Below are 12,788 nucleotides of genomic sequence, written 5' to 3'. Positions count from 1 at the left end.
ACCTCTTTACATATGTTAAACCGAAGCGCGGCCAGCGCTTTACATAAGTTAAAAATACAGGGGCGCCCGAAAGCCGCAGCCCGCACCTGATGTTCGTCCTGCACATCGCCCTGCAGGGCTGCCTGCGCGGCGACGGCGTCGTCTATGGGCTCACCGCCGACACCGGCGGCCATATCCGCTACCTGCTCGACCTGGTCGCGGCCTCGGCGCAGGATCGCGACCTCACGCGGATCGTGATGGCGACCCGCCTGTTCCGCAGCCCCCTCGGCGCCGCCTACGCCGTGCCCGAAGAGCCGGTCGCCGACAAGGTCACGCTCGTGCGGCTCGCGAGCGCGTCCCCGGACTACCGCACCAAGGAGGCGATGCACGCCGAGGTCGCGTCCTTCGCTGAGAACCTGATCGCCTGGATCGCCGCGCAGGACCGGGCGCCGGATCTCATCCACGCGCATTACGCGGACGCCGCGACGGTGGCGGCCCTGGTGGAGGATCGCCTCGGCATCCCCTTCGTGTTCACGGGGCATTCGCTCGGCCGCGTGAAGGCGCGGATGCTGGGCGCGTCCCCGGTCCGCCCCGACCTCGCCCACCGGATCGCCGCCGAGGAGGAGGCCCTGGCGCGCGCCCAGCTCGTCATCGCGTCCTCGCGGGACGAGGCGGAGGTCCAGTACGCCACCTATACGACGTACGATCCCGGGCGCGTCCGCGTCCTGCCGCCCGGCAGCGACCTCGCCCGCTTCGCCGCGGCCCAGACGCATCCCCGGGTCGACGCGGCGATCGACCGTTTCCTCGACGATCCGGCCAAGCCGGCGATCCTGGCGCTCGCCCGTCCGGTGGCGCGCAAGAACCTCGCGGCGCTGGTGCGCGCCTATGGCGAGAACCGGGCGCTCCAGGCCCGCGCCAATCTCGTGATCGTCGCCGGCACCCGGGACGATATCGACACCCTCGACGGCGACATGGCCGCGACCATGCGCGACCTCCTCGTCCTGATCGACCGCTACGACCTCTACGGGCGCGTCGCCTACCCGAAGACCCACCGCCCGGAGGACGTGCCGGCGATCTACGCCCATGCCCGGGCGCGCGGCGGCCTGTTCGTCAACCCGGCCCTCAACGAGCCCTTCGGCCTGACGCTGTTGGAGGCGTCCGCCGCCGGCCTGCCGCTGGTCGCCACCGACAGCGGCGGCCCGAACGACATCGTGGAGACCTGCGGCAACGGGCTTCTGGTCGATCCCCGGGCCCCGGGGGCGATCGCCGAGGCCTGCCTGCGGATTCTGGGCGATCCGGCCCTCTACGCCCGCTGCGTGGCCGGGGGCGCCCGGGCGGCGGCGGCCTACGACTGGGACCGGCACGCCGCCCGCTACCACGTGCTGCTGCGCGCGCTGCTGGCCGGGGAACCGCCCGACCCGGCGCCCCGGCAACTGCTCGTCTGCGACATCGACAACACGCTGGTGGGCTGCGATGCGGCGATGGGGATCTTCCGCCGGTGGCGCAGCCGGCAGGCGGGGCTGGCCTTCGGCGTCGCCACCGGCCGGTCGTTCCACAGCGCCATGGCGGTGCTGGAGCAGCAGGACTCTCCCCGCCCCCAGGTGATGATCACCTCGGTGGGCTCCGAGATCTACCACCTCGACGCCAACGGCGTGACCTACACGGCGGACGCCGCGTGGCGGCGGATCATCGAGACCGGCTGGGACCGGGCCGCGGTGCTGGCGGCGCTCGACGGGCTCGACGGCCTGACCCCCCAGGGACCGCTGGAGCAGCGCCCCCTGAAGCTGAGCTACTTCGCCGATGCGGCGGTCGCCCGGTGCGTCCGCGCGCGCCTGGCCCAGGCGGGACGCGCGGCCCGGGTGATCCACAGCCACGGCCGCTACCTCGACGTCCTGCCGGAGGCGGCCTCGAAGGGCACCGCGGTCGATCACGTCCGGACCCTCTACGCCCTGCCGGAACACGCCGTGTTCGTCGCCGGCGATTCCGGCAACGACATCGAGATGCTGGGCGCCCGGGTGCAGGCGATCATCGTCGCCAACTACTCCGACGATCTGGCGAGCAACGCCGCCCTCCAGCATTCCTACGTGGCCCGCCGGACCCATGCCCGGGGCATCATCGAGGGAGTCTCGCACTTCCGCCGGATGGTCGCCCATGTCGGCTGAGACGGTGGCCGAGACGGCGGCCGATCCCCGCGGGGCGCCGGGCCCGAGCGTCCTGACCCTGGTCCGCGGCCGGGCCGACCGCCTGCGCAACCTGATGCGCGGGCTCGCCCGCCAGAGCCTGCCCCCGCGCGAACTGATCATCGCCTGGATGCAGCCGGAGCCGGAGCCCGCCCTGCCCGATCCCGGGTGCCCGGTCCGGCATCTCCACGTCCCGGGCGAGCCGATGCCGCTCGCCGCCGCGCGCAACCGGGCCGCCGGGGCGGCCAGCGCGGACCTCCTGGTCTTCCTCGACGTGGATTGCATCCCGGCGCCGGGGCTGGTCGCCGCCTACGCGCAGGCTGCCGCGACCACCCGGGGGCTGTTCCTCGGCGAGGTCCTCTACCTGCCCCCCGGGGCGGCCGCGGGCGATCCCGATCCGACCCTGCTCGACCGCCTCGGCCGGATCCATCCGGCCCGGCCCGCCCTGCCGGAAACCGGCCTGCGGCCTGAGCCCGATGCGGGCCAGCTCTGGGGCCTATCCTTCGCGCTGCCGGCCGCGTCCTGGCGTGCCGTCGGCGGCATGGACGAGGCCTTCGTGGGCTACGGCGGCGAGGAGACCGACCTCGCCGCCCGGCTCGCCGCCTCCGGGCTGCCGGTCTTCTGGGTGGCGGGCGCCCGCGCCTACCACCAGCACCACCCGGTCCACGTGCCGCCCCTGCAGCATTTCGCGGCGATCCTCGCCAATGCGGGGCGCTTCCGGGCGCGGCACGGGCGCTGGTGCATGACCTACTGGCTCGACCAGTTCCGCGCGGCCGGGCTGATCGACTGGCACGCCGACGCCCCTGCGATCCGCCTGATCCGCCCGCCGACCGGGCCCGAGATCGCCGCCGCCCTGCGTCCCGACGCCCTGTTCTCCTGAGATCGAGCCCGAACCCACCGCCATGAAGAAGCCGATCGCGTTCTTCGTCCATCACCAGGGCCGGGGCCACGCCAACCGCACGATGGCGGTGGCCGCCGAATTCGCCCGCGACCGGCCCGTCTCGGTGCTGACCGCCGATCCGCGCCTGTTCGACGGGTTCGGCCGCGACATCGAGATCGTGGCGCTGCCCAACATGATCGGCGCCGCGGTGCCGACCCCGCGCCTCTACGCCGAGCCGACGCCGCAGGTGATGCACTGCGTCCCCCTGGGCCTGACCGAGATGCGCCGGACCATGCGGACCATCCTCGACCACGTGGACAGCCGCGATGTCGGGCTGTTCGTGGTCGACGTCTCGGCCGAGATCGCCCTGCTCGCCCGGATCGCCAGCGTGCCGGCCGTGCAGATCCGCATGCACGGCGACCGCTCCGATATCGGCCATGTCGGCGCCTACGAGGCCTGCGTCGGGATGCTCGCCCCCTTCGACGAACGCTTGGAGCAGGACGACTACCCGGCCAGCTTACGCGCCAAGACCTTCTACAGCGGCGGCCTGTGCACCAGCGTCGACCGGGTGCCGGAGCGCGCCGAGGCCCGCGCCAGGCTCGGCCTCGACCCCACGCGGGAGATCGTCGTGGCGGTGACCGGCGGCGGCGGCAGCGGCACGCCCTACGCGCCGCTCACGGTCGCGGCCCGCGCCGAACCCGACGCCCTGTGGCTGACCCTGGGGCCGACCCACCGCGAGGGCCACGAGACCGACTTCTCGAATCTGCGCGAGCTCGGCTGGGTCTCGTCGGTCACCGATTATCTCGCCGCCGCCGACATCGTGATCGCCTCGGCGGGCGACAACACGGTCCACGAGGTCGCCCGGGTCGGGGGCCGCCTGATCGTCATGCCGGAATGGCGCTACTTCGCCGAGCAGACCCGCAAGGCCGAGGCCCTGGTCCGCCTCGGTGCCGCCGTGCAGGCCCCCGCCTGGCCGGGGAATCTCCAGGGCTGGCGCGACCTCCTCGCCCGCGCCCGCGCCCTCGACGGCACCGCCCTGCGCGGCCTCTACGCCCCCGACGCCGCCGTCCGGGCCGCCGGCTGGCTCGAAGGGCTGACCGACGCCCTCTGGGACCACGGACCCGCAGGGGCCGAGCCCGCCGCACTCCCGGGCCTCGCCGCCGAGTGACCGCCGCCCTTCCCCCGCCTCAACCGGAGCCCGACCGCCGCATGTCCACCGTCTCCGTCGTGACCCTCGCGAAGGGCCGGCCGGCGCATCTGCGCAACGTGCTCCGCGGCCTGGAACGCCAGACCCAGGCCCCCGCCGCCTTCATCGTCGCGGTGATGCAGGACACGCCCTACGACCTGCCCGAGGTCGGCTTCCCGGTGCACCAGATCCTCGTGCAGGGCCGCGAGTTGCCTCTAGCGGCCGCGCGCAACCGCGGCGTGGCGGCGGTGGACAGCGACGCCGTGGTCTTCCTCGACGTCGACTGCATCCCGGCCCCCGACCTCGTCGCCGATTACGCCCGGGGGCTCGCCGAGCTCGACGGGCTGCTGATGGGCGAGGTGCTGCACCTGCCCGAGCGCGCCACCGCGGGCGCCTGGGACTATGACGGCCTGGAGGCCGTGGCGGAGCGGCATTCCGACCGCCGGGGGCCCCCGGCCTCCGGCATCGAGATCTGCACCGATTACCGCTGCTTCTGGTCGCTTAACTTCGCGATCCGGCGGGCCACCTTCCTGGCGACCGGCGGCTTCGACGAGCGCTACACCGGCTACGGCGGCGAGGACACCGACTTCGGCAAGATCCTCGACCAGAGCGGCATCCCGATCGCCTGGATGAAGGGCGCCCGCGCCTATCACCAGTACCATCCGCACCACATGCCGCCGGTCCACCACCTCGACAGCGTGGTGCGCAACGCCGAACTGTTCGAGGCCAAGTGGGGCTACCGCACGATGGGCCACTGGCTCTACGCCTTCAAGGTGATGGGCCTGATCGACGACACGCCCGACCGTCCAATCCGCATCCTGCGCCGCCCCGACGCCGCCGATCTCGCGCTGACCGGCCAGCAGAGCCACCAGCCGTATACGAACGCGGCCTCGGTCATTCGCGCCATCGAGGCCCGGGCGGGCGAGCCCGCGCCGGTGACCGCGTGAGGATCGCGCTCCTCGCCCATCTGCGCCACCCGATCGCCCCGCCCTTCGCGGGCGGCCTCGAAGCCTACACCTGGACCCTCGCGGACGGCCTCATGGCCCGCGGCCATGCGGTCACGCTGTTCGCCTCGGGCGACAGCGATGTGCGCTTCGCCCTGGATCCCGTGATCCCGGTCCATCACGAGCGGAGCCATGCCGGCCTGGAGCACCGGGGCGATGCGGGCCTGAAGGTCCATCTCGACGACGGCTACGCCGCCGCCTGCGACCGGATCGCCGCCGGGGACTTCGAGGTGCTCCACAACAACAGCCTGAGCCGCCTGCCCCTGGAGCAACGGCGCACGGCCGCGACGCCGACCGTCACCTCGCTGCACGTGCCGCCCTACGACGCCCTGCGCTGGTTCGTGCAGGCGAGCCCCGCCCCGGGACACCGGATCACCGCGCCATCCCGGGCCCATCTCGACGCGTGGTGGCCGGACGGGGCACCGCCGGAGGCCTCGGTCCTCCACAACGGCATCGATCCCGCCGCGTGGCCCTACCAGCCGCGGGGCGACGGCAGCGCGGTCTGGTCGGCGCGGATCACGCCCGACAAGGGTGCGCACCACGCGATCGCGGCGGCGCGCCGGGCCGGGCTGCCGCTGACCCTGTTCGGCCCGATCGAGGAGCCCGGATACTGGGCGGCGCAGGTCGCGCCCCGGCTCGGCGGCGCGATCCGCTACGGCGGCCGGCTCAGTGGGGCGGCCCTCGCCGCCGAGGTCGGCCGCGCCTCCGTCTTCCTGACCACGCCCTGCTGGGACGAGCCGTTCGGGCTCGCGGCGGTCGAGGCGATGGCCTGCGGCCTGCCGGTCGCCGGCTTCGCGCGGGGCGCGGTGCCGGAGGTGGTGGGGGAAGCCGGCGCCCTGGCCGCGCCGGGGGACGAGGCCGCCCTCGCCACCGCCGTCACGACGGCGCTCGCGATCCCGCGGACGGTCCCGCACGAGCGGGTCCTGCGCCTGTTCACGCGCGCGCGCTGGCTCGACCGCTGCGAAGCGCTCTACGCGCAGGCCCGCGCCCGGACCTGACCCCGCTGCCGCCAAACGCCTGCTCGTCCCGATCCTTGTCCACACCGTCCGCCAGAAAGCCGAACCATGACCCGACAGGATCTGATTGCCGCCCTGTGGCACGGTCGCGACCCGTTCGCGGATCCCCCGGCGGACCTACGCCCGGCCGACCTTCAGGGCTGGCGCAGCATTCACCCCTACCTTGAGGAAGCGGTGATCGCGGTCCGGCCCCGCGTCGTCATCGAGATCGGCACGTGGAAGGGGGCCAGCGCCCTGTTCCTCGCGCGCACCATGGCCGAGCACGACGTCGCCGGCAGCGTGATCGCGGTCGATACGTGGCTTGGCGCGGTCGATCATTGGGCCGACGCGGCGCTGTTCGCCGAACTCGCCACCGAGCATGGCTACCCGAGCCTCTACCGGACCTTCCTGGCCAACGTGGTGCGCGAAGGCATGACGGACCGCATCGTGCCGCTGCCGCTCGACTCCGTGAATGCCGCGGAACTCCTGCGCCTGCGCGGCATCGCCGCCGACGTCATCCACCTCGATGCCGGTCACGAGGAGGCGTCCGTCGCGGCGGACCTGCGCGCTTGGTGGCCGATCCTGCGCCCCGGCGGCCTCCTGATCGCCGACGATTACGACAGCACGGGGGGCCGTTTCCCGGGTGTGACCCGGGCGGTCGACGCCTTCTGCGCCGAAGCCGGCGTTCAGGGGCCGTGGTCGCTGCGCGGCAAGTGCAAGTTCATCAAGCCGGATTAGGTCTGGCCAACCGTCGCATGCGACGCCGATCCCCATCGATCAGGCCTCATGGCATCGGAGCGATCGTCGGAAGTGGAAAGCCGCACACGCTGCCCGGCGTGGGCAAGCTCCCGGCTTGTGCCGACCGTCACCGCACCTTCTGAAAGGTGACCTACGATCCTGCACATCCTGGCGGGCGGATCTGAGTTTCGGATCTGTTCGCCGCCGAAGGTCAGGAAGAAGGCTGCGACCGATGAAGACATGGCTCGTGGTCGCCATGATGCTCGGATCGACTGTCGACGCGATGGCGGTCGAGTCGTACGGGGATTACCGCGACTACTTCGACGCGAAACCCGCTGCCGTAGAGCGCACCCCGCGCCGCGCATCCGGGACGACGCACCCCCTCGATACGCGCCGCCCCGGCCAGGAAGGGCGCGCCGAGATGTACCGCTACGACGATGGTGGCATCGGCAGGACACCCGACGTGCGGGCGCGCAGCTGGGACGGCGGGTACGTTCCCGTGCAGCCGCGGAGTGCATCGCCGGACGGCTTCTGGAGCCCGATCGACCAGTCGTCCGAGGGTCGGGAACTGCACCAGCCGCGTTACAGGTGAGGCCGCGCCCTTGAGAGCGCGGATCGAGTCCGGCCGCTCCGGGCGAGGGCCTCATCGTGCCCCGAAGGATCATCCCGCAGAGCGTTTTGATTGCCGGCAATAGAGCCGTCACACAGGACACGACAGCGCGTCGCGCCAGGGCGATCCCATCCCCTCATTCTGAGGTGACCGCGGAGCGGGCCTCGAAGGAGGGCTCCAGAAACCGCAGGTCCCTCTGGAGGGCTCCTTCGAGGCCTCCGCTTCGTGCGGCACCTCAGAATAAGGGGATGGGTTGGACGGCCAAACGGACGATTCTGATCCTGTGTCGTGTCCCGTGCCATCGGACACGCCTCGCGATGCGACGGGAGGAGCGGTTCACGGATTCTTCCGACGCTCCGCGGACGGGCTGCAACCGAACTGGGACCGGTAGCTGCGCGCGAAATGGGCCGCGCTCGCGAAGCCGCAGGCCGTCGCGACCTCCCCGATCCTGAGCGGACTCTGGCGCAGCAGGCGCCGTCCGTGGGCGAGGCGGATCGCCCGGTACTGGGCCGAGACGCTCAGCCCGAGCTTCTCGAGGAACAGCCGGTCCAGGTGGCGCGGGCTGACCGCGGCGAGGCGCGCCAGGGCGAGGCGGCCGAGCGGCGCCTCCACGGTCTTCTCCATCGTCTCCAGCACCGCCAGCAGGGCCGGATGGTGAACTCCGTAGCGCTCGACCGCGGAGGCCCGCTGCGGGTCGTCGGCGGCGCCGATGGCGGTGTGCAGGAACCAGTCGGAGACGCGGCGCGCGAAGGCCTCGCCCATGCGCTCGGCGATCAGGGCGTGGGCCATCTCGAGCGGCGCGACGCCACCGCCGCAGGTCAGGCGATCGCCGTCGGCGACGTAGCGCGCCCGGCTCAGGCGCGCCTCCGGGAAGGTCTCGACCGTCGCGCCCGCATATTCCCAGTGGAGCGTGAAGACGCGGTCGACCAGCAGGCCCGCCGCGGCCATGAGATAGGGGCCGCCCGAGATGCCGCCGATGCGGACGCCGAGCCGGGCCATCCGCCGCAGCGTCGCGTGGATCTCGGGCCTGTCCCAGCCGGTCGGCTCGCCGCCCGCACAGACGAAGAGGATGTGCAGGTGGCCCCGCTGGCGCGGCAGCGCCTCGGTGGGGACTTCCACGCCCGACGAGGCGGCGACCCGCCCCTCCGCCTCGCCGAAATAGCGCAACCGGTAGAGCGGCCGCCCGGCGAGGTCGTTGGCGGCGCGGAACGGCTCGCAGCCCGAGGCGAAGGACATCAGCGCGAAGCCGGGCACGAGGAGGAAGCCGATCTCCTGCGGCCGATCCGCAATCTCCGCATCCATTCCGCCCGCGCCTTCCGTCGTCCGACGTCTCAACTGTGCAAGAAACCGTCCGCGACGGTCAAACATGACGCCCGGTATCCATCATGCTGTGTGCCATCGTCCCGTATCGCGCGAGGCCGCCTCCGGATGCTCCGACCTGCCGATCTGCCCCCGCTCCGCGATGCGGCGGCGCCCCGACCCGGCAGCCCGCGGGGGCAACGGCCGTGACCCGCCGCTACGACGTCGCCGTCCTGGGGCTCGGCGCGATGGGCAGCGCCGCGCTCGACCAGCTGGCGAAACGGGGCGCGGCGGTCATCGGGCTCGATCGCTTCGCGCCGCCCCACGCGCTCGGGTCCAGCCACGGCGAGACGCGGATCACCCGGCAGGCGGTCGGCGAGGGTGCCGACTACGTCCCCTTCGTCACCGCCTCGCACCGCATCTGGCGCGAGCTAGAGGCCGAGACCGGCGAGACCCTGCTGAACGCCTGCGGGGCCCTCGTCATGGCGCCGGGCCACGGTGTCTCCTCGCATCACGGCAAGCCGGACTTCGTCGGACGCTCGATCAGCGCCGCGGAGGGGGCCGGCATCGCCCATGAGGTACTGACCGGTGCGGAGGTAGCCCGCCGATTCCCGCAATTCCTCAATCTCGCGGGCGACGAGAAAGCCTATTACGAGCCGGGCGGCGGCTACGTGTTCCCGGAGCGCTGCCTCGCGGCGCAGCTCGGCCGCGCGGGGGCCGCAGGCGCCGAGATCCGCACCCATTGCGCGGTCACCGGGCTGCAGCAGGACGGGGGCGGCGTCCGCATCGAGACGGCGGACGGCCCCATCCTGGCCGACCGCGCCGTCGTGGCCGCGGGCGCCTGGACGGCCCCGCTGCTCGGGAGCCCGTTCGACCGGCTGCTCGCCGTCCGCCGCCAGCTCCTGCACTGGTACGCCCTGGCGGACGAGACCGCCTACGGGCCGCAGGCGCCGGTTTTCATCTGGATGTATGGGACGGGCGACACGGACTACCTCTACGGCTTCCCGCCGCTCGACGGCTCCATCAAGGTCGCCACGGAGCAGTACGACACCACCACCAGTGCCGACGGGGTGGAGCGCCGCGTCGACCCGTCCGAATCCGACGCCATGTACCGGCTGCGCGTCGCGGACCGGCTGGCCGGCGCGACCCCGGAGGTCGTCCGGGCCGCGGCCTGCGTCTACACGGTGACTCCCGACCGCGGCTTCATCATCGACCGGCATGCCGCGATGGACCGGGTCACGGTGGTCTCCGCCTGCTCGGGGCACGGCTTCAAGCACTCGGCCGGCATCGGCGAGGCCGTCGCGGCAGAACTGGCCGGGAGCGGCGGCACGGTCGATCTCACGCCCTTCGCCTTGGCACGTTTCAGTTGATGCGCCGGCTAATGGCTCGTGGATTGCTTGAAACCATGCCAAGATCGGTTGACCCGAGCAGGAAAGATCCGATGCGCCGCACGATCCGCACCCTTCTGACCACCGGGGCGATGGCCGCGCTCGCGGCGTTGTCGACCGCCGCGCTGCCCGGCCGGGCCACGGCCGCCGACGGCGTCGACGCGATCAAGAAGCGCGGGACGCTGATCGTCGGCGTGAAGGCGGATTACAAGCCGTTCGGCTTCCGCGACCCGAGCGGCGCGATCATCGGCCTCGAGCCCGACCTCGCCGCCGACCTCGCCAAGCGCCTGGGCGTGAAGCTCGAACTCGTGCCGGTCGTCTCGGCCAACCGGATCGAGTTCCTGCAGCAGGGCAAGGTCGATCTGCTGATCGCCACCCTCTCGGACAAGCCGGAGCGCCGCCGCGTCGTCCAGGCGATCGACCCGAACTACTATTCCGACTTCGTGAACGTCCTGCTGCCCAAGTCGTCCGGGATCACCGACTGGGCGCAGCTCAAGGGCAAGCCGCTCTGCGCCACCTCGGGGGCGTGGTACAACAAGGACGTCGCCCGGACCTACGGGGCGGAGATCGTCGCCTTCGACGGGTCCGAGAAGCCGCTCTTCGCGCTCAAGCAGGGCAACTGCATCGGCTACGTCTACGACCAGAGCATGCTGCAGGGTAAGCTGCTCGACGACGACTGGAAGGCCAACTACGCGCTGCCGCTCAAGGGCATTCTCGACGCCCCGTGGATGATGGCGGTGGCGCAGGGCAACACCACGCTCCAGGCCGCGGTCGAGGACGCCACCAAGGACTGGATGAAGACCGGCCTCATCGTCAACGAGGAGACGAAGTGGGGCATCGAGCCGACCGCGTACTCGAAGGCGATGCACGAGAAGTACAAGAACGCGACCAACTGATGCCCGCCTGCACGATGAAGCCGGGCGCTCGCCCGCGATGATCGCCGCGATCCAGGCGTGGTTCCAGCAGCTCTACGAGACCACGGGCTTCAACGTCACGGTCTTCTACGATCCCTACGACTGGGACCGGTACGTGGCCGGCCTGCGGATGACGCTGCTCCTCGGGATCAGCACGATCCTGTTGAGCCTCGTCATCGGCGCCGTCGGGGCGCTCCTGCAGAGCGGGCCGTCGCGCCTCCTGCGGGCGCTGGTCAACGGCTTCGTGGTGGTGTTCCGCAACACGCCGCCGCTCGTGCAGATCTTCTTCTTCTACTTCGGCCTCGGGACGCTGCTCCCGGACCTCCGCTCGGCGGACGGCCTGCGCGCGCCGATCCTCACCAACGTCCAGTGGGCGATCATCGCGCTGTCGCTGTTCGCGGGCGCGTTCAACATCGAGATCTTCCGCTCCGGCATCGAGGCGGTGCCGCGGACCACGGTCGAGGCCGCCGAGGCCCTGGGCTACACCCGCTTCAAGGCCTACCGCCACATCGTGCTGCCGCTGGCCCTGCGGGTCTGCCTGCCGGCCCTGAACAACAACCTGATCAACCTCCTGAAGACCACGACGCTGGCCTACGCGATCGCGGTCCCGGAGACCCTGTATGCGGTCAAGCAGATCTGGTCCGAGTCGCAGAACGTCCTGGAGATGATGCTGGTGCTGCTCGCGACCTACGCGGTCCTCGTCGGCGTGCTCGTCTGGATCATGCACCGCTGGGAGCGCGCCCTGCGCATCCCGGGCTACGGCCGATGAGCGCTCTGGATCCGAACCGCCCGAGCGATCTCCCGGTCCTCCTGCCCTTCGCGCTCCCGAAGGACCGCCCGGCGGCGCGCCTGCGCCCGGCCCATCTCTGGCTGCTCGCCGGGCTCGCCCTCGTCGCCCTCCCGGCCTGGGCGCAGGGCGGGGCCGCCGCGCTGTCGCCGCTGGAGGTCGTGATCAAGTGGGCGCCCCTCCTGCTGACGGGCTTCGCCTTCAACGTCGCGATCTCGCTGATGGCGATGGCGATCGGCACGGTGGCGGGCATCGGGCTCGGGCTGGCGATGCTGGCGGAGGGGTGGATCCTGCCGCGCCTCGCGTGGTGCGTCACGCAGGTGTTCCGCAACGTGCCCTGGCTGGTGCTGCTGTTCTTCGTGATGTTCCTCGTGCCGTTCCAGATCACGGTGTTCGGCCTCCGCGTGCCGCTGCCCGACTGGGTGAAGGCGACCTTCGGCTTCAGCCTGCCGGTCATGGCCAACGTCGCCGAGATCGTCCGCGGCGCGGTGCGCTCGGTGCCCAACACCCAGTGGGAGGCCGCCGAGTCGCTGGCCTTCACCCGTCGGCAGACGATGTGGCGCATCATCCTGCCCCAGTGCGCGAAGCGGATGCTGCCGCCCTGGATGAACGTCTATTCGCTGATCGCGATGGCGACCGTGCAGGCGTCGATCGTCGGGGTCACCGAGATGCTGACGCTGACCGCACAGGTGCACGCCGCCGAGGGCGGCCGCCCCGAGCTGTTCGCCCCGCTCTACGGCTTCGCGCTGCTGTGCTTCTTCCTCTACTGCTACCCGATCGACCGGTTCACCGCCGCCCTGGAACGCCGCTTCGAGACCCGCTGAGCCC

The 12,788-nt window shown here is 71.9% G+C and carries 12 protein-coding genes; 11 read left to right on the top strand and 1 reads right to left on the bottom strand.

Annotation, left to right across the window (positions count from 1 at the left end; genetic code table 11):
• The first annotated feature begins 89 nt into the window (after window positions 1-89).
• The 7 genes from AAHG09_RS17180 (at window position 90) to AAHG09_RS17150 (ending at window position 7,554) form a co-directional block, all read left to right on the top strand.
• Window positions 90-2,141 (top strand): HAD-IIB family hydrolase, encoded by a 2,052-nt coding sequence (locus tag AAHG09_RS17180; protein WP_342108666.1) that lies wholly within the window; start codon window positions 90-92, stop codon window positions 2,139-2,141.
• Window positions 2,131-3,039: a glycosyltransferase family 2 protein gene (locus tag AAHG09_RS17175; protein WP_342108665.1), complete on the top strand. Its 909-nt coding sequence runs from the start codon at window positions 2,131-2,133 to the stop codon at window positions 3,037-3,039. Before AAHG09_RS17180 ends, AAHG09_RS17175 begins: the two co-directional genes overlap by 11 nt.
• Before the next feature lie 22 nt (window positions 3,040-3,061).
• Window positions 3,062-4,207 carry a glycosyltransferase gene (locus tag AAHG09_RS17170; RefSeq protein ID WP_342108664.1) on the top strand — a complete coding sequence of 382 codons (1,146 nt, stop codon included), beginning with the start codon at window positions 3,062-3,064 and terminating at the stop codon, window positions 4,205-4,207.
• A gap of 41 nt (window positions 4,208-4,248) precedes the next feature.
• Complete coding sequence (locus AAHG09_RS17165) at window positions 4,249-5,172, top strand: glycosyltransferase family 2 protein (protein WP_342108663.1); 924 nt, start codon at window positions 4,249-4,251, stop codon at window positions 5,170-5,172.
• Window positions 5,169-6,227: a glycosyltransferase gene (locus AAHG09_RS17160; RefSeq protein WP_342108662.1), complete on the top strand. Its 1,059-nt coding sequence runs from the start codon at window positions 5,169-5,171 to the stop codon at window positions 6,225-6,227. The genes AAHG09_RS17165 and AAHG09_RS17160 overlap by 4 nt, the downstream gene beginning before the upstream one ends.
• Before the next feature lie 66 nt (window positions 6,228-6,293).
• Complete coding sequence (locus AAHG09_RS17155) at window positions 6,294-6,962, top strand: class I SAM-dependent methyltransferase (RefSeq protein WP_342108661.1); 669 nt, start codon at window positions 6,294-6,296, stop codon at window positions 6,960-6,962.
• 232 nt (window positions 6,963-7,194) lie between these two features.
• Window positions 7,195-7,554, top strand: a complete 360-nt coding sequence (locus AAHG09_RS17150; RefSeq protein ID WP_342108660.1) for a hypothetical protein — start codon at window positions 7,195-7,197, stop codon at window positions 7,552-7,554.
• Window positions 7,555-7,908: 354 nt separating this feature from the next.
• Here the strand turns inward: AAHG09_RS17150 and AAHG09_RS17145 are convergent, their stop codons facing one another.
• Window positions 7,909-8,874 (bottom strand): GlxA family transcriptional regulator, encoded by a 966-nt coding sequence (locus tag AAHG09_RS17145; protein WP_342108659.1) that lies wholly within the window; start codon window positions 8,872-8,874, stop codon window positions 7,909-7,911.
• Window positions 8,875-9,077: 203 nt separating this feature from the next.
• Between AAHG09_RS17145 and solA the strand changes: the two genes are divergently transcribed.
• The 4 genes from solA to AAHG09_RS17125 all read left to right on the top strand — a co-directional run bounded on the left by solA (window position 9,078) and on the right by AAHG09_RS17125 (window position 12,784).
• Complete coding sequence (gene solA, locus AAHG09_RS17140; protein WP_342108658.1) at window positions 9,078-10,241, top strand: N-methyl-L-tryptophan oxidase; 1,164 nt, start codon at window positions 9,078-9,080, stop codon at window positions 10,239-10,241.
• 71 nt (window positions 10,242-10,312) lie between these two features.
• On the top strand, window positions 10,313-11,155 hold the full coding sequence (locus tag AAHG09_RS17135) for a transporter substrate-binding domain-containing protein (protein ID WP_342108657.1): 843 nt from the start codon (window positions 10,313-10,315) through the stop codon (window positions 11,153-11,155).
• 37 nt (window positions 11,156-11,192) lie between these two features.
• Window positions 11,193-11,942, top strand: coding sequence for an amino acid ABC transporter permease (locus tag AAHG09_RS17130; protein ID WP_342108656.1), 750 nt, complete (start codon window positions 11,193-11,195; stop codon window positions 11,940-11,942).
• Window positions 11,939-12,784 carry an amino acid ABC transporter permease gene (locus AAHG09_RS17125; RefSeq protein ID WP_342108655.1) on the top strand — a complete coding sequence of 282 codons (846 nt, stop codon included), beginning with the start codon at window positions 11,939-11,941 and terminating at the stop codon, window positions 12,782-12,784. Before AAHG09_RS17130 ends, AAHG09_RS17125 begins: the two co-directional genes overlap by 4 nt.
• The last annotated feature ends 4 nt before the right edge of the window (window positions 12,785-12,788 follow it).

The organism is Methylobacterium guangdongense (assembly GCF_038442355.1).
GTDB classification, from domain to species: Bacteria; Pseudomonadota; Alphaproteobacteria; order Rhizobiales; family Beijerinckiaceae; genus Methylobacterium; species Methylobacterium guangdongense.
The sequence above is the reverse complement of the archived record's forward strand: the minus strand, read 5'-3'. Positions and strand labels throughout refer to the sequence as shown.